The 23,012-nt window shown below is 67.7% G+C and carries 21 protein-coding genes; 8 read left to right on the forward strand and 13 right to left on the reverse strand.

The annotated features are described in order from the left end of the window. The 4 genes from pdeM to AC13GA_RS06095 are packed head-to-tail and all read right to left on the reverse strand — an operon-like array spanning position 1 to position 5,690. A complete protein-coding gene (gene pdeM, locus AC13GA_RS06080) occupies positions 1-642 on the reverse strand; it encodes a ligase-associated DNA damage response endonuclease PdeM (protein WP_482997708.1) in 642 nt (213 codons plus the stop codon). Continuing rightward, entirely contained in the window at positions 632-3,091 is a 2,460-nt protein-coding gene (locus AC13GA_RS06085) for a ligase-associated DNA damage response DEXH box helicase (protein ID WP_046985811.1), read from the reverse strand. The genes pdeM and AC13GA_RS06085 overlap by 11 nt, the downstream gene beginning before the upstream one ends. Then, positions 3,088-4,695, reverse strand: coding sequence for an ATP-dependent DNA ligase (locus AC13GA_RS06090; RefSeq protein ID WP_482997709.1), 1,608 nt, complete (start codon positions 4,693-4,695; stop codon positions 3,088-3,090). The genes AC13GA_RS06085 and AC13GA_RS06090 overlap by 4 nt, the downstream gene beginning before the upstream one ends. Continuing rightward, entirely contained in the window at positions 4,692-5,690 is a 999-nt protein-coding gene (locus AC13GA_RS06095) for a ligase-associated DNA damage response exonuclease (protein ID WP_046985813.1), read from the reverse strand. Before AC13GA_RS06095 ends, AC13GA_RS06090 begins: the two co-directional genes overlap by 4 nt. 113 nt (positions 5,691-5,803) lie before the next feature. On the opposite strand from AC13GA_RS06095, the gene AC13GA_RS06100 reads away from it, so the two are divergent. After that, positions 5,804-7,441 (forward strand): acyl-CoA dehydrogenase family protein, encoded by a 1,638-nt coding sequence (locus AC13GA_RS06100; RefSeq protein WP_482997710.1) that lies wholly within the window; start codon positions 5,804-5,806, stop codon positions 7,439-7,441. A 279-nt stretch (positions 7,442-7,720) separates the two neighbouring features. Here the strand turns inward: AC13GA_RS06100 and AC13GA_RS06105 are convergent, their stop codons facing one another. From AC13GA_RS06105 to AC13GA_RS06115, 3 genes are all read right to left on the reverse strand, one after another. Continuing rightward, positions 7,721-8,131 (reverse strand): hypothetical protein, encoded by a 411-nt coding sequence (locus AC13GA_RS06105; protein WP_046985815.1) that lies wholly within the window; start codon positions 8,129-8,131, stop codon positions 7,721-7,723. A gap of 157 nt (positions 8,132-8,288) precedes the next feature. Continuing rightward, positions 8,289-8,630, reverse strand: a complete 342-nt coding sequence (locus tag AC13GA_RS06110) for a hypothetical protein (RefSeq protein ID WP_004153024.1) — start codon at positions 8,628-8,630, stop codon at positions 8,289-8,291. 124 nt (positions 8,631-8,754) lie between these two features. Further along, on the reverse strand, positions 8,755-9,930 hold the full coding sequence (locus AC13GA_RS06115) for a thiolase family protein (RefSeq protein ID WP_012511797.1): 1,176 nt from the start codon (positions 9,928-9,930) through the stop codon (positions 8,755-8,757). A gap of 183 nt (positions 9,931-10,113) precedes the next feature. On the opposite strand from AC13GA_RS06115, the gene AC13GA_RS06120 reads away from it, so the two are divergent. Further along, positions 10,114-12,957 (forward strand): S8 family serine peptidase, encoded by a 2,844-nt coding sequence (locus AC13GA_RS06120; RefSeq protein ID WP_482997711.1) that lies wholly within the window; start codon positions 10,114-10,116, stop codon positions 12,955-12,957. 44 nt (positions 12,958-13,001) lie between these two features. On the opposite strand, the gene AC13GA_RS06125 is transcribed toward AC13GA_RS06120, so the two are convergent. Then, on the reverse strand, positions 13,002-14,099 hold the full coding sequence (locus tag AC13GA_RS06125; protein WP_004153019.1) for a Glu/Leu/Phe/Val dehydrogenase dimerization domain-containing protein: 1,098 nt from the start codon (positions 14,097-14,099) through the stop codon (positions 13,002-13,004). 278 nt (positions 14,100-14,377) lie between these two features. Between AC13GA_RS06125 and AC13GA_RS06130 the strand changes: the two genes are divergently transcribed. After that, a complete protein-coding gene (locus AC13GA_RS06130) occupies positions 14,378-15,454 on the forward strand; it encodes an HDOD domain-containing protein (RefSeq protein WP_136639573.1) in 1,077 nt (358 codons plus the stop codon). Between the two features lie 3 nt (positions 15,455-15,457). Here AC13GA_RS06130 and AC13GA_RS06135 read toward each other — a convergent pair whose 3' ends face one another. The 3 genes from AC13GA_RS06135 to AC13GA_RS06145 all read right to left on the reverse strand — a co-directional run bounded on the left by AC13GA_RS06135 (position 15,458) and on the right by AC13GA_RS06145 (position 18,442). Further along, positions 15,458-17,047: a phospholipase D family protein gene (locus tag AC13GA_RS06135; RefSeq protein WP_447782223.1), complete on the reverse strand. Its 1,590-nt coding sequence runs from the start codon at positions 17,045-17,047 to the stop codon at positions 15,458-15,460. Between the two features lie 148 nt (positions 17,048-17,195). Continuing rightward, a complete protein-coding gene (locus AC13GA_RS06140; RefSeq protein ID WP_482997712.1) occupies positions 17,196-17,894 on the reverse strand; it encodes an RNA pseudouridine synthase in 699 nt (232 codons plus the stop codon). A gap of 47 nt (positions 17,895-17,941) precedes the next feature. Beyond that, positions 17,942-18,442: a M48 family metallopeptidase gene (locus tag AC13GA_RS06145; protein ID WP_253079454.1), complete on the reverse strand. Its 501-nt coding sequence runs from the start codon at positions 18,440-18,442 to the stop codon at positions 17,942-17,944. A 61-nt stretch (positions 18,443-18,503) separates the two neighbouring features. Here AC13GA_RS06145 and AC13GA_RS06150 point away from each other — a divergent pair, with 61 nt between their 5' ends. Together AC13GA_RS06150 and AC13GA_RS06155 are read left to right on the forward strand one after the other, a co-directional pair. Further along, a complete protein-coding gene (locus AC13GA_RS06150; RefSeq protein WP_482997713.1) occupies positions 18,504-19,061 on the forward strand; it encodes a DUF2058 domain-containing protein in 558 nt (185 codons plus the stop codon). 158 nt (positions 19,062-19,219) lie between these two features. Next, positions 19,220-19,486: a DksA/TraR family C4-type zinc finger protein gene (locus AC13GA_RS06155; protein WP_025879161.1), complete on the forward strand. Its 267-nt coding sequence runs from the start codon at positions 19,220-19,222 to the stop codon at positions 19,484-19,486. Between the two features lie 564 nt (positions 19,487-20,050). Here AC13GA_RS06155 and AC13GA_RS06160 read toward each other — a convergent pair. Both AC13GA_RS06160 and AC13GA_RS06165 read right to left on the reverse strand, forming a co-directional pair. After that, on the reverse strand, positions 20,051-20,644 hold the full coding sequence (locus AC13GA_RS06160) for a mechanosensitive ion channel family protein (protein ID WP_136639571.1): 594 nt from the start codon (positions 20,642-20,644) through the stop codon (positions 20,051-20,053). 35 nt (positions 20,645-20,679) lie between these two features. Next, entirely contained in the window at positions 20,680-20,859 is a 180-nt protein-coding gene (locus tag AC13GA_RS06165) for a hypothetical protein (RefSeq protein WP_006382703.1), read from the reverse strand. A gap of 126 nt (positions 20,860-20,985) precedes the next feature. Here AC13GA_RS06165 and AC13GA_RS06170 point away from each other — a divergent pair, with 126 nt between their 5' ends. The 3 genes from AC13GA_RS06170 to AC13GA_RS06180 are packed head-to-tail and all read left to right on the forward strand — an operon-like array spanning position 20,986 to position 22,992. Next, positions 20,986-21,564 (forward strand): RNA polymerase sigma factor, encoded by a 579-nt coding sequence (locus AC13GA_RS06170; protein WP_012511790.1) that lies wholly within the window; start codon positions 20,986-20,988, stop codon positions 21,562-21,564. After that, the gene (locus AC13GA_RS06175; RefSeq protein ID WP_428710502.1) at positions 21,561-22,100 is read left to right on the forward strand and encodes a hypothetical protein; all 540 of its coding nucleotides are present in this window, start codon (positions 21,561-21,563) and stop codon (positions 22,098-22,100) included. The genes AC13GA_RS06170 and AC13GA_RS06175 overlap by 4 nt, the downstream gene beginning before the upstream one ends. Before the next feature lie 10 nt (positions 22,101-22,110). Beyond that, positions 22,111-22,992, forward strand: coding sequence for a DUF4097 family beta strand repeat-containing protein (locus AC13GA_RS06180; RefSeq protein WP_447782217.1), 882 nt, complete (start codon positions 22,111-22,113; stop codon positions 22,990-22,992). Positions 22,993-23,012 lie beyond the last annotated feature (20 nt).

Genomic DNA, 23,012 nt, shown 5'->3' on the forward strand with positions numbered 1-23,012 from the left:
TCATGGCGCTGGCAGTTGCACCAGGCTGCCTTCCACGCAGGCCAGCATGCGCTCGCCGCGTGCCGGTGCAGGAACGATGCCAGCGGTGAACGCGGAGAACGCGGGCAGGACCGTGATCCGCTCGCGCAGCCAGAAGGCGGGAAAGCGCCGGCGCAGCGAAGGCAATGCAACCTGCGGATGCAGATGCCCCGCGATCACGTGCAACGCCGCATCCCGTGTTGGTTCATGGCGGAGCAGGAATGGCGGCAGTCGCGCTTCCTCGTGGATCTGCACCTGCAGTTGGGCGTGCGGCAGCTGACGGTCGTGATTGCCGCGCAGCACATGCACCTCCAGCCCGGCATTCCGTTCGCGCCAGCCCAGCCACTGCTGGTACCACGCTGCGCGATGCGCTGGCCCATGCAGGATGTCGCCGAGAATCCACAGTTCGCGACAGGCATGCTCGTCCAGCAACACCTGCAGTCGTTGCAGGTCTTCCGAAGTGCCGCCGCTCGGCAGCGCGATTCCCGCGCGGCGGAACACATCAGCCTTGCCCAGGTGCAGGTCGGCGATCAGCAGCGCCTGCCGCGCTGGCCAGTACAGTGCGCGCGTGCCGGCAACAATCATCGGCTCGCCGGCCAGCAGTAGCGGAAGTTCATCGGCCATGGCGGCGTTCCAGCTGGTGTGCGGCGCGCTGCACGCGGGTCCGCCAGTCTTCGTTGCTGAACTGCCCGCGCAGCCGCTCGGCCCACAGCGGGAACCCCAAAGGCGTGAGTGATGAAGGGCGCTGCACCAAAAGGGACTTCGTGCCGATCCTCGCCAGTACCTGCTGCAGTCCGGGAAGGTCCAGGCTGTCGTGCAACACTTCGTGTTCGGCCAATGCCAGCAGCAGATGGTCGGGATCGTGCTCGCGCAGCACGTCGTACAGCAGGCCCGCCGAGGCCTGCAGCTGGCGCAGCGAACGCGGCATGCCGCCTGGCAGGCTCGGCACCAGCAGGCCGGCCACGCGCGCGATGCCGCGGAACTGCCGACGCGCCAGCTCACCGAGGTTCACCGCTGCACGCAGGTCATCGAGCAGTTGATCGGTGGTGAACAGGGCCAGCCACTGCTGCGCGTCCAGATCGACCGCCTGTGCCGGTGCCAGCACCAGGCCGTGGTCGTTCACCGCATAGCCGATGCTGTTGCGCTGCCGGCGCGTGATGCGCAGTGCCAGCAGTGCGGCCAGTGCCTCGTGAACGTGACGGCCGGCAAACGGAAACACGAACAGGAACTGGCCCTCGCGGCGCCGCACCTCCTCCACCAGCAGGCGGTCCTGCCCCGGAAGTGCGGACAGTTGCTCCTGCAGTGCCAGCAGCGGTGCCAGCCAGCGTGATTCGGCACTCGCGTCGGCCCCTGACAGGACCGCTTCCAGTTCGTGCCCGAGCGCCATCGACAACGGCAGTTGGCCACCTTGCCAGCGCGGCACAACGCCGTCGCCAGCTCCGCGCGCCAGCCGCACGAAGGCGGTCATGTCGCGCAGCTGCACCAGCTCAAGCAGGCGGCCCGCGAACTGGAAACGATCACCGCGGCGCAGACGGCTGGCGAACTGTTCCTCCACCGCGCCCAGGCCTCCGCCGCGCAGGAACTGCACGCGAACGCTGCCATCGCTGCTGATGGTGCCGATTGACAACCGGTGGCGCAGCGCCTGGCGGCGATCATGCATTCGGTAGTGGCCATCGGCGTCCTGCACGACCTTGTGGAAATCGGGGTACTGGGCCAACGCCTGGCCGCCCTGCACGATGAATGTCAGCACCGCCTGCCACTGATCATCAGCAAGCGCGGCGAAGGCATGGGTGCGACGTACCTGCGCCAGCAACGCATCGCTGTCGAAGCCGCCGGCGAGCGCGCGGCTGACCGCATGCTGGGCCAGTACATCCAGCGACAGTGTCGGCGGTCGCCGTGCTTCGACCACGCCTTCACGCAACGCGCGGCGCACGGCTGCGTACTCGGCCAGTTCCAGCGCGTGGCTGGGAATGCACAGGACGGTGCCGCTGGCACCGGGACGATGGCGCGCGCGGCCTGCGCGTTGGCGCAGGCGTGCCACGCCCTTAGGGCTGCCGAGCTGCAGCACCTGTTCGACCTCTGGAAAATCCACGCCAAGGTCGAGGCTGGACGTGGCGACCACGCAGCGCAATGCGCCGGCGCGCAGTCCTTCCTCGACCTGCTGGCGCAGCACCGGATCCAGCGAGCCGTGGTGCAGCGCCAACGTGTGTGGATCTTCCGGCCAGACCGCGGCCAACGCCTGGTGCCACAGTTCGGCCTGCGCGCGGGTGTTGGTGAATAACAGGCTGCTGCGCGCCTGCATCAGCGCGTCCAGCACACGCGGCAGCTGTGCAAGGCCAAGATGCCCGGCCCACGGAAAACGTTCGCCTGGTTCGGGCAGCAGGCTGCGTACCGTGATCGGGCGCGGGCGGACGCCTTGCACGATCGGTGCGTCCGGACGGTCGGGCAGCAGCACGTCGCGCGCCTGGGCAAGATTGCCCAGCGTGGCCGACAGCCCCCACAGCTGCAGCGCGGGGGCGGCGTCGCGCAGCACCGCCAGGTCCAACTGCAGCAGCACGCCGCGCTTGTTGCCCAGCAGTTCATGCCATTCGTCCACCACCACGCAGCGCAGCTGGCGCATGCGCGGCAGCGTATCCGGATAGCTCAGCAGCAGCGCCAATGATTCCGGCGTAGTCACCAGCACATCGACGCGACCCTCGCGTGCCTGTCGGCGTTCGCGGCTGCTGGCGTCGCCACTGCGCAGCCCGACGCGCCAGCCCAGTCCCAGTCCATCGACCACGGTCTGCAGTGCGCGGGCGGTATCGCTGGCCAATGCGCGCAAAGGCGTGACCCACAGCACCTGCAGCGGACGCACCGCACTGGCGCGGCGGGGAGCCGGCTGCGGATCGATCATCGCCTGCAGCAAGGGGCCGCCGAACATCGCCAGCGTCTTGCCGCTGCCGGTGGGTGTGTGCAGCAGGCCGGATTCTCCTGCCAGGTAATGCCGCCACATCGCGCGCTGGAACGGCAGTGAGCGCCAGCCTCGCGTCGCGAACCAGTCTTCCAGCCGGCGCAGCGCCTGGCTGCGGGTCATCGCGCCAGCGCCTGCAGGCTGGCCAGCTGGTCGGCCTCACTGGCCGGTTTGTCGTGCCGCCAGCGCAGGATGCGCGGAAAACGCACGGCGATCCCGGACTTGTGCCGGCTGCTGCGGTTGACCGCTTCGAACCCGAGTTCGAATACCTGTTCGGCGCGCACGCTGCGCACAGGCCCGAAGCGCTCGCGCGTGTTGGCGCGGATCCAGCGATCGAGAGCCAGGATCTCCTTGTCGTCCAGACCCGAATAGGCCTTGGCTACCGGCACCAGCGTGTCGCCGTCCCATACCCCGAAGGTGTAGTCGGTGTACAGCGTGCTGCGCCGCCCGTGTCCAGCCTGCGCGTACAACAGCACGGCATCGATGGTGAGTGGATCGACTTTCCATTTCCACCAGTCGCCGCGTCGTCGTCCGGACTGGTAAGCCGATGCGCGCCGCTTCACCATCAATCCTTCGACACCACGCTCGCGTGCTGCTTCCCGCAGTGCTGCAGCCTGCGACCAGTCATCGGCGGGAACTTCGGGCGAGAGCTGGATACGCGTGTCGCCCAGTGCGCCGATGACTTCGGCGAGGCGCATGCGCCGTTGCTGCAACGGCAGTCCGCGCAGATCCGCGCCCTCCTGTTCAAGCAGGTCGTAGGCCAGCACCCGTACAGGTGTGTTGCGCAACGTCGCCGTACCGGGCTTGCGCCGTTGGATGCGGGTCTGCAGCGCGGTGAAGGCGCGCGGCAGGCCGGTGGCCTCATCCCAGGCCAGCAGCTCGCCGTCCAGTACGCAGCCATCGGGGAGGCTCATCGCCGCCTGTTCGATCTCGGGGAAGCGGCCGTCCAGGCGTTCCTCGCCGCGTGACCACAGTGCCACTTCGCCACGCCGGCGCAGCAGTTGCAGGCGGATGCCATCCCATTTCCATTCCAGCAGCCAGTCGTCGACGGGACCGAGGCGATCGCCGGGAGTGCCTTCCAGTGGCGAGGCGAGGAAGAACGGGTAGGGCTGTTGCCGGTCCAGTGGCAGCTCGTCCGGCGACAACAGCTGGCCCAGCAGCCCGGGTGAGGGCACCCAGGCGCCGACCATGCGCTGGGCGATGCGCGCGATGTCCAGGCCGGACCATTCGGCCAGCGCCTGCTGCACCAGACGCTGCGAAACACCCACGCGCAGGGCGCCGGTGAGCAGTTTGTTGAACACCAGGCGTTCGCGGCTGCACAGCTGCTGCCAGCCCGAGACCACCGCCTCGCGGCGTACCGGTTCGGGCTGGTTGGCCACCGCCAGGAGGTGCTGTTCGATCCATTCGGCCAATGGCCGGTCGAGCGAAGGCTGCGCTGGATCATCCAGCAGCAGGGTCAGTGTCTCGGCCAGGTCTCCGACCTGGGCATAGCTGTCTTCGACCAGCCACGGTGGCAGCGCCGATTCTTCGGCAATCCAGGCGCGCAGTTCGCCACTGGCGGCGATCTTGCGGCGTGCGCCGCCTACCTTGCCGCCGCTGAGCAGGTACAGCGCCCACGCCGCATCATGCGCACGTGCATGGCGGAAGTAGTCGACCAGCGCCGCACGCTTGTCCAGTGTCGCGGTGCTGCGGTCCAGGCGCTGGTAGAGCGCGGCGAAGGCCTTCATTCCTCGCTCCCGAAATCGGTACGGAAGGCTTCGGCAGCCACGCCGCGCTCGCGCAGGTAGGGAATCAATGCGTCGGTATTGCCATGGGTGGCGATTACCCGCTGCGCGCCGGTCTGTTCGATGGTCTGCAGCAGTGCGGGCCAATCGGCGTGGTCGGAAATGACGAAACCGCGATCGACATTGCGGCGACGACGGTTGCCACGCAGTTGCATCCAGCCCGAGGCGAAACCCAGCTGGTGGCGGCCGAAGCGGCGCATCCATGGCGTGCCCGCGGCCGAGGGCGGGGCGAGGATCAACTGGCCCGCCGCGTCCGGCTGGCGGCCCTGTTCGGCCACGGCGAGCGTCTCCAGCATCGGTACGCCGGCCTGCCGGTAGACCGCCACGCCATTGGCGATGGCGCCGTGCAGCCAAACCGGGCGATCATCCAGCGGCAGCAGTTCAGCCAGCACCCGCTGCGCCTTGCCGAGGGCATAGCAGAGCAGGATCGCGGCCTCGCCGCGCTGCTCGCATTCGCGGCGCCAGGCGACGATCTCTGCAGCGACTGCGGGGGTGTCCGGCCAGCGATAGATCGGCAAGGCAAAGGTGGCCTCGGTGATGAAGGTATCGCAGCGCACCACTTCGAACGGCGTGCAGGTGGGATCAGGCTGGCGCTTGTAATCGCCGGAGGCTACCCAGACCTGCTCGCCGTCATCGATGCGCACCTGCGACGAACCGAGTACATGGCCGGCCGGATGCAGCGACACCTGCACCCGGCCGAGCTGGAAGGGCACACCTTCGGCATGCGCCTGCACCGGTACATCACCGAGCCGCCAGCGCAGGATCGGCAGGCTGCCTTTGCTGCAGTGGTATTCGCCCATGCCCGGGCGGGCGTGGTCGCCATGGCCATGGGTGATGACCGCGCGCGGCACCGGCCGCCAGGGATCGATATGGAAATCACCCGCGGCGCAGTACAGCCCTTCCGGGCGCAGTACCACCAGATCGTCGTTGCCTGCCATGCGATCACTGTGGCGCGCGCTTCGTGCACGGGGTGAGAATCGGCCTGAACGCGGGCTTGGCGGGCGATGCGGCACAATCGGGACGCACACTTCTTGCCGCCAGGATGGACCGGATGAGTGGACCGAGCTTCAGCAGCAATGCGCCCTTCGAAACCCATGTGGTGCTCAACCAGCCACCCCCGTTTGCCGGCCGCCAGCTGTGGACCGACGATGTGGCGTTGATGGAGGCGGTGCAACGCGAAGGCGCCGGCAGCTTCGCGCCGCGGTTGGCGGTGTACGGCGCGCTGGCCGGTGATGAGCTGTACCGGCTCGGCTTCGATGCCAACCGCGATCGCCCGCGCCTGCGCACGCACGATGCGCAGGGCCACCGCATCGATACGGTGGAGTTCCATCCGGCCTATCACCAGCTGATGGGTACGGCGAAGTCGCACGGCGTCGCTGGATTGTCCTGGCACGAGCCACAGCCCGGCGCACATGTCGCGCGGGCGGCGCTGAGCTACCTGCACCACCAGGCCGAGGCCGGCACCAGTTGCCCACTGACCATGACCCACGCAGCGGTGGCGGTGCTGCAGTCGCAGCCGCACCTTGCCGAGTGGGCGCGCAAGGCCGCCGCGCCGGTCTACGACCCGCGCGATGTACCGGCAACGGACAAGGCCGGCATTACCCTCGGCATGGGCATGACCGAGAAGCAGGGCGGTTCGGATGTGCGTGCCAACAGCACGCGGGCCGAACCGATCGATGGCGAGCGTTACCGGCTGGTTGGCCACAAGTGGTTCTTTTCGGCACCGATGTGCGATGGCTTCCTGGTGCTGGCACAAGCGCCGGGGGGATTGACCTGCCTGCTGATGCCGCGCCGGCTGGCCGATGGCGACCGCAATGCGTTCCGGTTGATGCGGCTGAAGGACAAGCTCGGTGACTGGGCCAACGCGTCCAGCGAGGTCGAGTTCTGCGGTGCGCAGGCATGGCGCGTGGGCGAGGAGGGGCGCGGCGTGGCCACCATCATCGGCATGGTGATGATGACCCGCCTGGACTGCATGCTGGGCGCGGCGGCGGAGATGCGCATGGCCTTGTCGCAGGCGCTGCACCATGCACGCCATCGGCGCACGTTCGGCAAGCTGCTGGTGGAGCACCCGCTGATGGCCAACGTGCTGGCCGACCTGGCGCTGGAGTCGGAGGCGGCCACGGTGCTGTCGATGCGCATCGCGCGTGCAGTGGACCGTGCCGGTGTGGACGCCAATGAGGCGGCGCTGGCGCGGGTGGGTACGGCGCTGGGCAAGTACTGGGTCTGCAAGCGTGCGGCGGGCTTCGTCAACGAGGCGCAGGAATGCCTGGGTGGCGCGGGCTATGTGGAAGAGTCGATGCTGCCGCGCTTGTACCGGCAGGCGCCGTTGAATTCGATCTGGGAGGGCAGCGGCAACATCCAGTGCCTGGACGTACTGCGCGCGTTGGCGCGTGAGCCGGAGGCGCTGGAGGCGCTGCGCACGGAACTGGCGTCGGTGGCCGACCGGGATGCGCGCTATGCAGCGGCATTGCAGCGCTGGGCAGCGGCGGCGCCGCCGGACGAGTCGCAGGCGCGGCTGTTCTGCGAGCGCACTGCGCTGCTGCTGCAGGCCGCGCTGCTGCTGCGTGCGTGCAGCCCGATGGCGGAGGCATTCATACGCAGCCGGTTGGAAGGGGAGCACGGGCTGGCGTTCGGGACGCTGCCGATGGGGCTGGATCTGTCGGCGATGCTGGCACGCGCGCTGCCGTAGGAGGTGGCCAACGGCGGAGCCCCTCGTGGTGGGCGCTGATATCGGCGGTGGCCGCGCGAGTGGGTTGCGCAGGGGACGCCGTGAACCCGTCCTTGGGGGCTTGGCCGCGGCATCCATGCCGCGGACACCCCTGCGCAGCCCACCCGCGCGTCCTTGGGCGGTTTCCGTGCCGTCCACCACGGAATCAACAGAAAGAGCGGAGAGCGAAAAGCAGAAAAGCCGCGGCAATGCCGCGGCTTTTCCTGTATCGCCGAGTCGATGCTCGGCTGCCGGTAGGGCTTAGTGCTTGGCTTCTTCCTTGGCCGCGTTGGTCTTCGCGTCGTTGGCGACATCGCGGGCCTTGTCGGCAACCTTCTGCGCGGCGTTGGCGGTGGCGTCGCTGGCGTGTGCGGCGGCGTCGGTTGCAGCGTCCTTGGCCTTGTCGGCAGCGTTGGCGGTAGCGTCTGCTGCCTTGTCCAGCGCCTGCTGGGTATCGGCGGCGGCCTGCTCGGAGGCGGCGGCGGTCTTGTCGGCGGCTTCGCGGGTGGCAGCCGCAGCCTTGTCGACGGCGTCGCGGGCGGCAGCGCCAGCGCTGTCGGCGGCCTGCTGTGCGTCCTGCTTGGCCTGTTCGGCTTCCGGGCCCTTGCAGGCGGCCAAGGCCAGCAGCAGGGAGGCGGCCAGCAGGGTGGTGGTGATCGGACGAATCTTCATGGCGGTCTCCGGTACTGCAATGGATGGGGACGCCAGCCTATTCATGCCGTTGTGAAGACGGGGTCGCGATGCAGCGGCTCAGTCGCGCGCATTCGGGAAAAGAAAAAGCCGCTGGCGAACCAGCGGCTTTTCCAGAACAGCGTGAAGAAAGAAGTTATTACTTCTTGGCTTCTTCAGCAGCGTCCTTGGCCTTCTCAGCGGTGCCTTCAGCAGCCTTGGCAGCGTCAGCAGCGGCGCCGGCAGCGGCGTCGGTGGCAGCAGCGCCAGCCTGGGCAGCAGCGTCAACCGAAGCGTCAGCAGCGGTGGCGGCGGTGTCAGCGGCCTGCTGGGCAGCGTCGGCGGTCTGGGCGCCAGCAGCGGCGGCCTGGTCGGCAGCAGCCTGGGCTTCGGTGGCGGCTTCGTTGGCCGAAGCAGCGGCGTCCTGGGCAGCTTCCTGCTTCGAGCAGGCGGCCAGGGCCAGAGCCAGGGACATCGCGACCAGCAGCTTGTTGATGCTCATTGTGTAAATCCTCGTCGTTAGAATTAGGCAACGCGCATGCTGCGCGCCGACAACATGATGACAAGCCAAGATTGGGTGTCAAGCGATCCCGCATTCATTTTTGCGAAATCATCGTTAAATCTTTTTAAATCAATTCGATGGCGATTGCGGTTGCTTCGCCGCCGCCGATGCACAGGGTGGCAATGCCGCGCTTGCCACCGCGCGTGCGCAGGGCGTTGACCAGGGTCACCACCAGGCGTGCGCCGGAGGCACCGATGGGATGGCCCAAAGCGCAGGCACCGCCATTCACGTTGAGCTTGTCGTGCGGGATGCCCAGTTCGCGCATCGGCGCCATTGCGACCACGGCAAAAGCCTCGTTGATTTCGAACAGGTCGACCTGGTCCAGCGACCAGCCGGTCTTGTCCAGCAGCGTGTGCAGCGCGCCGATCGGGGCGGTGGTGAACCACTCCGGTTCCTGCGAATGGGTCGCGTGGCCGACGATGCGGGCCAGCGGCGTGATGCCGCGCGCCGCGGCGTCTTCCTCAGTCAACAGGACCACTGCAGCAGCGCCATCGGAGATGCTGGAGGAGCTGGCGGCGGTCACGCTGCCGTCCTTCTTGAAGGCCGGACGCAGGGTCGGAATCTTGGCGATGTCCGAACGGCCCGGCTGCTCGTCCGTGGCGACCTCAACCTCGCCCTTGCGGGTGGCGACCTTCACCGCGACGATTTCATCGGCGAACGCACCGTTGGCCTGTGCCGCCTGCGCGCGCTTGACCGATTCGATGGCGTAGGCGTCCTGCTCTTCGCGGCTGAACTGGTACTTGTCCACCGCACATTCGGCGAACTCACCCATCGCCTTGCCGTCGTATGCGTTGACCAGCCCATCGTGGGCCATGTGATCGACCGCCTGGAAGTTGCCGAAGCGGTTACCGGTGCGCGAGTTTGGCAGCATGTGCGGCGCGTTGGACATCGATTCCATGCCGCCGGCGACGACGATGCGGGCCGAACCGGCCTTGATCAGGTCATGGCCGAGCATGATGGTCTTCATGCCCGAGCCGCATACCTTGTTGAGGGTGGTGGCACCGACCGACAGCGGGATGCCGGCAGCGATCGCGGCCTGGCGGGCGGGCGCCTGGCCGAGGTTGGCCGGCAGCACGCAGCCCATCAGGACTTCAGAAACGTCGCTGGCCGGGACACCCGACTGCTCCAGGGCGGCGGCGATGGCGGCCGCGCCGAGGGTCGGGGTCGGCACACCGGTGAACTGGCCGAGGAAGGAGCCGATGGCGGTGCGCTTGGCGGCGGCGATGACGATGTTGGACATGGCAATCTCGTTGATGCGTAAGCAATGTTCGGAAAGGAAACCGGGGGCCGTTGGAAGCGTCCCGGTTTCCCGGCAGACTGCGTGGGGGTCGGCCCAAGTATAGAGGGTCGGGGAGGGCCGCCGCTGGGCGCCGCCGCATGCCTGCCAGGATCAAGGCAGGCCAACGTTCATGGGAAGGAATCGATGGAACGCACGACGATGATGAGGTCTGTCCTGGCAACCGCGCTGGCGCTGTCGCTGACTGCTTGTGGTGGAGGTGGTGGCGGCAGCAACGTGCGCATCGATCCGCCTGCTCCCCCCGTGCCGCCGCCGACCACGCCGCCACCCACCACGCCGCCGCCGGCCAAACCGCAGGAGCCGACCTTCGATGCGCATCTGGCAGTCACCAACGCGCGTGCCGCACAGGCCGCCGGACTGACTGGCCAGGGTGTGCGCATCGGTATCGTTGACTCGGGCGTTCAGCGCAATGCGGTGGCCCTGAATGGACGGGTGCTGGCCAACTTCAACTACATCGATCCGGCCAGGAACAATCTGGGCGTTGACGACGTGGTCGGCCATGGCACCGCGGTGGCCAGCCTGGCCGCCGGCGCAGCGGTGGGGTCGTGGCCGGGGGGGATCGCGCCGGGCGCCCAGATCGTGTCGGCACGGATCATTTCCGACAAGCCACCGACCGATGACGGCAGTGGCCAGGGCAATTCCTTCAGCGGCCCGCTGGGCGTGGCCCAGGTCCACCAGGACCTGATCAGCTACAACGTGAAGGTGATGAACAACTCATGGGGCGGCCTGTACTGGACCGACCTGCCGACCACTGCGCAGGTGGCTGCCGAGTACCGGCCGTTCGTGATCAGTCACGGTGGCCTGGTGGTGTTCGCCGCTGGCAACGATGGTCGCAGCGAGCCGAGCAGCCTGGCCGCGCTGCCCAGCCAGAAGGGCGTGGCCGGTTCACTGCCCGCGGCCGACCTCGAGCGCGGCTGGCTGGTGGCCACCGCCGTGGATCCCTATGCGCCCGGTACCCTGGCCAGCTACGCCAATGCCTGTGGGCAGGCCGCACGCTATTGCCTGGCGGCACCGGGCAGCGCGGTCTATCCCGATGCCGGTGGCGGCAGCTACTACTGGAACTACGGCACCTCGTTCGCGGCGCCATTGATTTCCGGCGCTGCCGCACTGGTCTGGCAGCGCTTCCCATACTTCGACAACAACCTTGTACGGCAGACCCTGCTGGGCACCGCCAAGGACATCGGCGCGCCCGGCGTGGACCCGGTGTTTGGCTACGGTCTGCTCGACATCGGCCGTGCGATCAACGGTCCCGGCCGCTTCGACTGGGGTGATGTGGTCGCCAACGTGGATGCGGGCTCGACCAATTCGATCTGGAGCAATGACATCACCGGCGGCGGTGGCCTGGTCAAGCAGGGCGGCGGCAAGCTGGTGCTGGTCGGCAACAACAGCTATGCCGGCGCCACCCGCATCGAGCGCGGCATCCTGTCGCTGCAGAACGGCGGCGTCATCCGCTCCAACGTGACCATTCTCGGCCAGCCCGATCCGGACTCCACTGGGCTGCAGTTCAACGGTGGCACGCCACGGGTGATCGGGGACGTGACCAACGGCAGCAGTGTGTTCCTCACCACCGCTAATACCACCGGCACCATCGAGGGCAATTACACCCAGCAGGCCGGTGCGCAGCTGATGATCGCTCTCGGCGCCAATGCGCTGCAGGTCACCGGCAACGCGAAGATCGACGGCGGCGTACGCGTGCACGGCATGGTCACCGGCTACGTGCCGCAGAACGGCGCCCGCCAGGATCTGATCCATGCGGCGGGCAGCCTGAGCGGCACCTTCAGCACCCCGGCCACGTCTACCGGTCTGCAGGGACTCTCCCTGGTGTCATCCACTTATGGCTATGACAGCAAAAACGCCTGGTTGAACCTGACCCAGGTCAGCGTCACTGCCGCGGCCAGTGGACTGAGTACCTCGGCGCAGGCGGCCGCGCAGCGCGTGCAAGGCGCATTCGCTGTGCTCGATGGCAATCCCGGCCTGCAGGGATCGCAGTTCGGTGCGGCAGCCGCTGCGCTGCAGTGGACCGGCGGTGGCCAGCAGGGTCTCGCCGACAGCCTGCAGAGCCTGTCCGGGCAGGCGCATGCGCGGGCCGAGGCGGCGACGTTCGACAGCATCGACATGTCGCGGCGCGCGATCGCCGAGCGCTTCGATCGCGTGCAGGCGGCACCGCGGCTGCGCGGCACCTGGCAGAGCGCGCTGGGCGAGGCCGGGCAGGGCAGCTTCGCGGGCAATACCGCCGACAGCCGTGGCTGGATGGCGGGCCAGGATCTGCCGCTGGGCAGCAACGGCTTGATGGGCGTGGCCTTCGGCGAGACCCGCAGCAACGGTGGCAGCAGCTTCGGTGGTGATCGCGGCCGCGACCGGCAGGCACAGGCGCAGCTGTATGCCGGCTGGACCCTCGGGCGTGGCTACGCGCTGGCCCAGTTCGGCAGCGGCCAGTTCACCCGCGCGCTGGACCGCCAGCTGCTGCTGGGCGCTGGCGCGTATGGCGTGTCTGCACGCTACGGCGGCCGTTTCAGCAGTGCCAGTGTCGAAGGCGGTTATCGCTTCGGTCGCGCAGGGGCATCGTTGACGCCGTATCTGGGGGCCAGCAGCACCCGCGTCGATACTGATGCGTTCAACGAGCTGGGCGGGTTCGGCTTCGGCCTGCGCGGTGATGCCAACCGCGTGCAACGCAGCCAGATGCTGGCCGGCCTGCGTGGTGAACGCGCGTGGGGACGCTGGACCCTGCGTGGTCACGCCGAATGGCAGCAGCGCTTGGATGGACGCGACGCGGACTGGCAGGCCAGTTTCGTCGGCGTCGATGCCTGGGCGCCGCTGGCCGGCTGGGATGCGCCGCGCGGCAGTGCGCTGTTCGGTGTGGCGCTGGAATCGTGGTGGGGCCGCAATGGACGCCTGAGCCTGGGCTTCGACCAGCGCGTGGGTGGCAATGATGCGCGGCAGGCCGCGTTGCGCTACAGCACCGGCTTCTGAGGATCGGGTCGCGCCGGGGAATGCCCGGCGCGACCACGGCAGGCTCAGCCGCCGCGCAGGTTGCCCAGGCGCGGGGTGCTGCGGCCCAGCGGCATCTTCAGCTTGCCGATCGACAGGATGCGGCTTTCGGCGATGCGGTCGGCTGCACGCTGCGGCGCGATGTTCTCGCGCTGCGACAGTTCGAAGATGCGGGTGAGGTTGTGGTAGATGCTGCGGATCAGGCGCATCGCGCGTTCGCGGTTGTAGCCATCGATCTCCAGCGACACGTTCATCACGCCGCCGGCGTTGACCGCATAGTCCGGCGCATACAGGATGCCGCGCGCGTGCAGCTCATCGCCGATTTCCAGGCTCGACAGCTGGTTGTTGGCGGTACCGCAGATGATCTTCGCCTTGATCCGCGGCAGGGTGTCGGCATTGATGGCGCCTTCCAGTGCGCACGGTGCGAACACATCGGCGTTCACCTCGTGGATCTCGTCCGGCTTGACTGCTTCGGCGCCGAAATCGCTGACCGCGCGATCAACCAGCGCGCTGTCCAGATCGGTGACATACAGCTTGGCTCCGCGATCGCGCAGCAGCTTCACCAGTTCCATGCCGATGTGGCCCAGGCCCTGCACCGCGATGCTGGTCTTGCCCACTTCCTCATGGCCGAACTTGAAGCGCATCGCCGCCATCAGCGCCTGCAGCGCACCGTAGGCGGTGAAGGGCGCCGGATCGCCGGAGCCGCCATGGACCTGGTGAACGCCGGTCACGAACTGGCTCTCCAGGTAGATGTTCTCCATGTCGTTGACGTCGGTGCCGACGTCCTCGGCGGTGATGTAGCGCCCACCGAGCGAATCGACATAGCGGCCGAAGGCACGGAACAGAACTTCGGTCTTGTCCACCTTCGGGTCGCCGATGATCACGGCCTTGCCGCCACCCACGTTGAGGCCGGCCAGCGCATTCTTGTAGGTCATCGTCCGGCTCAGCCGCAGCACGTCAGCCAGTGCCTCGTCGGTGCTGGCGTAGGGACGCATGCGCACGCCGCCCAGGGCCGGGCCCAGGGTGGTGTTGTGGATGGCGATGATCGCCTGCAGGCCGGCGTCGTGGTTGTGGCAGAACACCACCTGTTCGTGGCCGGTGGTGGCGAGGGTTTCGAATAGCATGGCGTCTCCGATGGCGCGAACAACGGCGAACTGCAGCGAACGGCCAGTGAACGGTAGGGTCCCAAAACAAAAAAAGCGACGTCGTCGGTGCAGGGGGACGGGTCGCGCGGCGCCATTCTAGTCCATTCCCCCGGCCGGTGCCGTCGACATCGGCAGCCTTCCGGTTAAAGAAGATGAAAGTGCGGCCGATGCTGCGACGACGGCGGGTAGCCGGATTCGTGTGAAGAGGCAGGGCAGTCAGTGACGGCACGGGCACCACAACGACAGGGCGGGCGGCGATGACGCCGGCCTGGTGGCGATCGCTGCGCGGCTGGCTGGCGCGCTCGACCGGAGCCGCACCGTCCCGCTTGGCGGCTGTATCGCGACAGGCAGTGGCGGCGGCAGCTGCCAGCCTGCAGGGTGAAGCCCTGCCATCGGCGGAGATCGCGGCACATCTGCAGCGCGGCCTGCACGCGCTGGCGCTCTACCCTCGGCTGGCCGGTGAGCCGGCGCCGGTGCAGGATCCGGCGTTGGGGGAAGCGGTGGCACGCGCGCTGCAGGACCGCGACTGGGCCACCCGGCAGCTTCCACGCCGTCCGCAGCTGCTGCCGCAATTGATCCAGACCGTGAACGACGATGCCGCCTCGGCACGGGTAATGGCCGCGATCATCGGCCAGGACCCGGTGCTGACCGGCAATTTGCTGCGCATCGCCAATAGCCCGGCCTACAAAGTGCACGAGCGACCGGTGGAGAGTCTGCAGCGGGCGGTGACCCTGGTCGGTACCGAAGGCGTGCGGCAGATCATCAGTGCAGTGCTGGTGCAGCCGGTGATGCAGATGCAGTGCGATGCGTTCCCGCAGTTCAGCACGATCATCTGGGAGCACGCGCTGCTGGCTTCGCGCGCGGCTGCCGACCACGCGCGCACGGTCACCTTCGGTGATGCCTTCGCTGCACAGTGGCTGGGTCTGGTGCAGGGGCTGGGTGCGGCGCTGGTGATGCGCCAGCTGCTGCAGGAAGCCCAGGCACGCGGAGAAGCTGTGGAGCCGGCGCTGGCCCTGCAGCTGCTGCAGCAGTGGTCGCTGCCGTTGGCACAGCGCGTGGCAGCGGCATGGGAACTGCCCGAGCCGGTGCACCAGGCGCTGGCGCCGGAGGCGGACGGACCACTGGCCGACAGTCTCCGCCTGGCCAGCGCGGCGGCTGCGGCCAGCCTGTTGTGCCGGCATGGCCATGCCAGCCAGGGCCGCATGCTGGCCCTGCTTGAACAACTGCCGTCGGCACCACCGCATGCGCTGCGCTGGATCTGGCGGCGCCTGCACGGCCGCAGCGTGGAAACGCTGGATGAAGCCGCACAGGATGAGGCCGGAACGGCACCCTGAGCGCTACAGCTGCGATTCCACCGGCAGCCAGCTGATCACCCGCGCGGTCCAGCGCTTGCCTAGGCTGGCACCGGGTTCGGCTTCGACCCAGTGCGGCGGCGGCTGCCGTTGCAGCCAGCGCAGCGCATCGTTCCGGCCCAGTGCCAGCCACCAGCTGTGTTCGGGGCTGGCCAGGCGCAGGTATTCATCGCGCAGCTGCGCCCCCAGCACTGGGTCGTCGAACAACACGCCCATTTCGGTATTGAGGTAGGCCGAGCGCGGGTCGAGGTTGAACGAGCCGACGAAGCCGCGGCGATCATCGACCACGAACGCCTTGGTGTGCAGGCTGGCGCCGCTGCTGCCGAACAGGCTGGTATCCAGCTGGCCATGCGCCTTCAGCTCGTACAGCTGCACGCCGGCCTTCAGCAACGGCACGCGATAGCCCATGTAGCCACCGTGTACCGCCGCCACGTCGTTGGCGGCCAGTGAGTTGGTGACCACGCCGACCTGCGCACCGCGCGCAGCCATTGCCGCCAAACCCTCCACGCCTTCCACGCCAGGCACGAAGTACGGCGAGATCAGCAATGCACTGCGACGGGTGCTGCGCAGTTCCTCACTGAGCGTGCTGACCAGCCAGCCGCGGCGATCATCGTCGCGGTGCTTCATCGGTGGATCGGAAGCGATGCGTACGTTCGCGCTCCAGTGCAGCGGCTCAGGGCTGGGCCGCTGCAGGCGGCGCGAGTCGGCCACACGCTGCAGATAGGGCTGCGCCTTGGCATGCATCGCATCCAGGTCCGACTGCCGTACCAGCTGTCGCAGCTGTTCATCGCTGTATGACGCCAGCGCGGAAATCGGGATGGCCGCGCTGCTGTTCCAGTAGTCGTCGAAGATCTGGTTGGCCTGCTGCACGGCGGGCCCGGCCACCACCAGGTCCAGGTCCTGGAAGTTCACGTCGTCGCGCGCGCTGAAGTATTCCTCGCCGATGTTGCGGCCACCGACGATCGCGATGCGGCCGTCTGCGATCCAGCTCTTGTTGTGCATGCGGTGGTTCACGCTGAAAGCGCGCTGCACCAGCTCCAGCGTACGCGCGATGCCGCTGCGGTTGCGGAACGGGTTGTACAGGCGGATCTCGATGTTCGGATGCGCATCGAGCGCCATCATCAGCGCGTCCTTGTCCTTGGCGTTCATGTCGTCGAGCAGGATCCGCACGCGCACACCGCGCTCGGCGGCGTCGTACAGCGCCTTGGCCATCAGGTGGCCGATCAGGTCGTCGTGCCAGATGTAGTACTGCAGGTCGAGGCTGCGTCCCGCATGCGAGGTGATCATCGCGCGCGCCGCGAAGGCGTCCATGCCATCGCTGAGGAAGGCCACGCCGGATTGCCCGGGATGGGCCGCCTGCAGCGGCGCGATCTGCTGGTCGATACGGGTCTGCGCCGGCTGCAGTGGCAGCACCTGCGAGGGCACGCCACGCGCCTGCGGGGTGAGGTGGTCGGCCAGCAGCAGGCCGGACAGGACCAGCAGCAACAGGATTGCGAGGAGGATCGCAGCGACGCGCAGCAGGCGTCGCCACAGGGGCTTGGGCGGGCTCATGCCCCGATGGTAGATCCACGCCATGCGTGGATGAAAGCCAACAGACCTGTCGCCGTAGATCCACGCCATGCGTGGATAGGGTCAGAGCCCTTTCCCGCGGAAAGGGATCCGACCCCGAGGGTTGAAGGGGCAGAGCCCTTGCCTGCGGCAGGGGATCCGACCCTGGACGGCCTCAGAACCGCTCGTCGCTGCCCAGGTAGCGCCACTGCCCCGGCGGCATCGGCCCCAGCGCCACGCGGCCGATGCGCAAGCGGCGCACTGCGGCAACCTGCAGCCCCGCGGCGCCGACCGCCACGCGCAGGCCCTTGGCCGTCAGGCCCTTGCCGGCGAAGCGCAGGCGCTGCTCACTCTGCCAGCTGACCTTGGCTCCACCGGATTCGTGCTGCAGCCGCGCCATCAACCAGGGCCCGCGTTCGGGTCCGCCTTCAGCCACTTCGATCAGGTACTCCTGCTCGGTGCGGCCGAGATTGCGCTGCAGGTGGGCGAGCGTCGCCGGATCCTGGCTGACCACCACCAGGCCGCTGTCGCTGGCCGGAAGCGCGGCAGCCAGCTGCAGTCCATGGAAATGGCGCTGCAACGGGCGGGTACCGCTGGCATCAAGTTCACTGCGGCTGTCGCTGCTGATCAACGCACACAGCGCTTCGGCCGCGACGCCAGCAGGCTTGTGCAGCAGCATGGTGACCCGCTCGGCCTTGTCATCGCTGGCCTGTTCGGCCACCACGATCACCGCGCTCTCATCGACCGGCCGCTGCGGCTGCTCGACCACCTCGCCATTGACGCTGACCCAGCCGCCTTCGATGTAGCGCCGGGCTTCACCGCGCGGGATGCCGAGCAGGGCGGACAGGCGTTTGTCGAGACGGGTCGGTTCCATGGCGGAAAGGTCAGGCAGGGGGCGCGCAGTGTAGCCGCAACGCCGGTTCAGCGCTGGCCGCGGTTGGCCAGCTCGGTCAGGTACAGGCGGGTATCGAACTCCAGCTGCAGGTAATCCGGCTCCATGTGCTGGCACAGCTGGTAGAAGGCCTTGTTGTGGTCGGCCTCCTTCAGATGGGCCAGTTCGTGCACCACGATCATGCGCAGGAATGCGGCAGGCGCCTGCCGGAACACGGTGGCGATGCGGATCTCGCGGCTGGCCTTGAGGCGGCCACCGTGCACGCGGGAAATGGCGGTGTGGGTGCCCAGTGCGTGCTTGATGACTTCCAGCGTATTGTCGTAGCAGACCTTGTTGAGCGGCACCGATTTGCGCAGGTAGCGGTCCTTCATGTCCTGCGTGTAGTCGTACAGCTGGCGGTCGCTGCGCACTTCATGCAGATCGGGATAGCGCTGCTGCAGCCAGGGGCCGAGCTTGCCCTGCGCCAGTAGTTCGCTGACCTGGGCGACCAGGGGTTCGGGATAGCCGGTGAGGTACTTCAGGACTGCCATGCAGGGGCGGCGGGGCGTCGGTAGAATGGGGCCTCCAGATTACACGCGGTACGCATCGACCATGGCAAAGCCCAACGCGCTGCAGGAACAATTGCTCAAGGCCGGCCTGGCCAAGAAGTCGCAGGCCAGCGCCGCCGCGAGCGCGCAGGCCAAGGCCCGCCAAGGCAAGGCCGAATCGACCTCGGCCGAGGTCCAGCGTGAGGCTGAACGTGCCCGCGCGGAGAAGATCGAGCGCGATCGCGCGCTGGCGGCCGAGCGCAATGCCCAGGCCAAGCAGGCTGAACAGAAAGCCCAGGCCAAACAGATCATCAGCGCCCACGCCGTGCCGCACAAGGGCGAGGACGAGTACCGCTTCAGCGATGGCGCGGTGATCCGCACCCTGTTGATCGATACCAAGCTGCGCAAGGCACTGTCGGTGGGCGTGCTGGTCATTGTGGCCCATGGCGATGGCTACGCGGTGCTGCCACGCGCGGCAGCGGAGAAGGTGCGTGAACGCGCCCCGGAAGCCATCATCGTCGACCATGGCACGCCCGGCTCCAGCGCCGAGATCTCCACCGGCAACGCCGAGGACGACGCCTACTACGCACAGTTCCAGGTCCCCGACGACCTGGTCTGGTAAGAAAATGGGGACGGAGGGGATTGCGTCGTTTCTGCCACAAACGACGTAATCCCCTCCGTCCCCTTTTCTGCTCAGGTTGCTGAAGCGCTGCGGACGCAGATGCCTTTTCCGTGGGTGTATTGTCCCCATATCAGGCGACACACCTGCGGAGGATGGCCATGGCTACCGGTTGGGCCGGAGATGGCGCGGTCCAGGACCAGATCGACGCCACCGTCGACGATGCGATTGCCCGCGCGCGGCGCCAGCTGCGCCAAGGCCCGGGTCTGGAACACTGTGAGGAATGCGACGCGCCGATTCCCTTGGCGCGGCGTCAGGCAGTGCCTGGCGTACGGCTGTGCGTGAACTGTCAGCAGGCGCACGACGAAGAGGAACAGGCGCAGAGTGGCTACAACCGCCGGGGCAGCAAGGACAGCCAACTGCGGTAAGGGTGGTCGGCAGGGCGGCGCCCTGCACCCGCGGTAGTGCCGGCCGCTGGCCGGCAACCTTGAGAGCAATAGCAACAGCAACAGCAAGAGCGGCATTCCGTGGGATGGCGGGGCGGTGTCGGATTGCGGGGACGCCGTGAATCCATCCCTGGAGGCTTGGCCGCGGCATCCATGCCGCGGACACCCCGCAATCCGACACCGCCCCACCTCTGGCAGTTTCCTGATGTCTGTTGGATCCACGTTGCGCGTGGATGAATTTCGATGGAAATCAATATTTCGATATTGGATCGAAGAGCATCCACGCGTGGCGTGGATCTACGTGTCGACCAAGGTCGACACCTACCAACAGCAGCCGGGAATTGTCGAAGGCGGGGCGCTGTGGGTTTGCGGGGTGTGAGCGGCATGGATGCCGCGACCAAGCCTCCAGGGATGGATTCACGGCGTCCCCGCACACCCACTGTGCCCTGCCATCCCACGGAATGCCGGCTTTTGACGTTGACGTTGACGTTGCCTTGGTTTGAAGGCCTCTGCGGGTGCAGGGCGCAGCCCTGCCGAACAATCCCCTCAGCCGTCGCCCTGGATGCCACCGGGGGCCTGCGCCGGGTCACGCCAGCGGCGCACCGTGCGCTGGAAGAACAGGTTGTTCGGCAGCTGCAGCACCGTGCCCTCGTGGCCGTCGCCGGTTTCCTGCAGCGTGGTGTAGATCAGGTTCACGTCGATCACCCGGCCCTTCAGGCCCGGCTTCTCGCCGTTCTCCAGCACTTCGATGTAATCGTGCAGGCGGAACGGGCGGGTGGTGAAGATCAGCAGCGTGCAGAAAATGTTGGACAGCACGCTCCAGGCCGCGAAGAAGGCCACCGCGCCCACGGCAGCGAAACCGGTGAACGCAGTCCACAGCACCGAAGGTGACGCGCCCAGCAGGCTGAGGATGTACAGCAGCGCGCTGAAATAGACCACGAAACTGCTGATCCGGCGCGCGCCCATCGCCATCTCCGGCGGCAGTGTGTAGTGCTCGGCAAAGCGGCGGATCAGGCGCCGTGCCAGCACCCTCACCAGCCAGGCGGCAAGCAGGGTCAGCAGGATCTTCACGGCGATACCCACGTCATGCAGCCAGGGGTAGGTCCAGGGGGGCAGGTGATCCTTCAGCGACAACATCATGGGACGACAACAGGTGGCGGTAACAACCTCTGATGTTACCCGGCGCGTGCCGGCGATTCGACCGTGGGTGTCCAGGCCAGGCAGACCAGTTCCTGGCGATGCTGCTGCAGGCAGGCGCGGCCGTTGTCGGGGCGCAGCTGCAGCGACAGGCCCAGTGCTTGCAGCACGACGCAGGCGGCGATCACCAGCAGGGCGGCGCAGGATGGGCTGGACATGGCAGGGCTCCCGGACGTCATTTTCATGAAAGACCTACCATGGATGCAGCAGCCGCCGAAAAGGTTGCATCGCGTTGGCGGTCGATTGCCTCTAAACCTTTTTCCGGGTCGGTGCATCCAAGCGATATGCTCGACACCACCATGCCCGCGCCGCCTGCCGCCAACGACGCCGTCGACGAACCCGCCCTGGTGCGGGCGGCGGCTGCCGGCGATACCGCTGCCTACGAACTGCTGTACCGGCGCCATGCGCCCCGTGTATTCGCTGTGCTGTGGCGGCTGTGCGGCGGCCAGCAGGCGCGTGCCGAAGACGCATTGCAGGAAGCGTTCCTGCAGGCGTGGAAGGCGCTGCCGGGGTTCCGTTTCGAGAGCAGCCTGTCGACCTGGTTGCATCGCCTGGGTGTCAACGCCGCGCTGATGGAACTGCGTGGGCGTGCTGCCGGGCAGGATCACGACAGTCTCGACGAAGTGGACGGAGGCTTGCAGGAACTGGCGGTACACGACCGCTGCGCCGGCACCGAACGCGACCTCGAACGGGCGCTGTCGACACTGCCACCACGGGCACGTGCGGTACTGGTGCTGCACGACATCGAAGGCTGGAAACACCAGGAAATCGCCGAACAGCTGCAGATGGCCGTCGGCAGTTCCAAGGCACAGTTGCATCGTGCGCGCGGCCTGTTGCGCGCACGGCTGGGAGACATGACATGAGTACACACGACCACGATTCCGACCACGACCTGCTGGCACGCCTGCGCGCGCTGCCAGCCGAACGCAGCGTACCCACCGATGGCTGGGCGCGCCTGTCGGCGCAGTTGCCGCCGCGCGAAGCGCCCGCGGACCCCACGCCGGCCGACAACGTGGTGGCCCTGCCGCTGCGCCCGCGTCGCCGCTGGTGGCTGCCGGTGGGCGCGGCGCTGGCTGCCAGTCTGGCGCTGTACGCGGTGGCTCCTTGGCGCCATGCGCAGTTGGATGCGCCGATGCCGGCACAGTCAGCGCTGCAGCTGCAGGCGGCGGCAATGACCGAGCAGTACCAGCAGGCCGTCGCTTCGCTGCCCGATGGACGGGCGCCGGAATGGCAGCCAGCCCTGCACGAACTGGATGAAAGCGCGGCACAGATCCGTGCCGCACTGGCGCAGGATCCGCGCGCCCCGCACCTGCTTGGCCAGCTCAAGCGCACCTACGCGCTGCGGCTGGAACTGACCCGGCAGGCGGCCTATGCCGCCGAGTCCGGCTTGACGACCTGAGGAGACCCCCATGACCCGAATCCTGATGACCTGCTGCGCCGCCCTGTTGCTGGTGCCTGCCGTGGCGCTGGCCGATACGCGGATCGACGAGCGGCACAACCTGGCCCCGGGCGGCCGCATCGAGCTGAGCAACGTAGCCGGCAAGGTGACCGTGCGCGGCTGGGACCGCAACGACGTGCAGCTCACCGGCACGCTCAGCGATGGCCTGCAGCTGCGCCAGGAAAAGAGTGCCAACCGCGTGCGCTGGGAGATCGAATACCCGCGCCGCAACAACAACGGTGGCGCCACGCTGGTGCTGAACGTGCCGCGTTCGGTGGAGCTGCTGTTGAGCACGGTCAGCGCCAGTCAGGACATCAGTGGCATCGATGTTCGCCGGCTGCAGGCCGACACGGTCAGCGGCAGCCTGAGCGCGTCAGGGCGCAGTGGCGACAGCAAGCTCAATACGGTCAGTGGTAGCGTCAATGCACGGCTGCAGACGCCGAGACTGGACGTGAACACGGTCAGTGGTCGCATCGAAGCGGGCGGCGGCGTGTCCGGTGATATCGGTGCGCAGACCGTATCGGGCCGGGTCGATGTCGATGCGGGTAGGGTGCAGCGCCTGGCAGTGGAAACCGTGTCGGGCAGCATCGACCTGGCCGCGGCCGGACTGGCGCCGGGTGGCCGCATCAATGTCGAGTCGGTGAGTGCATCGGTCAACCTGCGCCTGCCGCGCACGGTGTCGGCACAGCTGTCGGTGAACAGCTTCAGTGGTTCGATCAACAGTGACGCCGGTGACGTCGAGCGGCCACGTTATGGGCCGGGCAGCCGCCTGGACACCCGGCTGGGCGGCGGTGATGGTGACATCCGCATCCAGTCGCACTCGGGCAGTGTGCAGGTACGCCTGGATCGCTGAGCGCGGTCCGGCAGGCCGCG

The sequence above is a fragment of the Stenotrophomonas sp. 22DLJC03 genome, assembly GCF_056861405.1.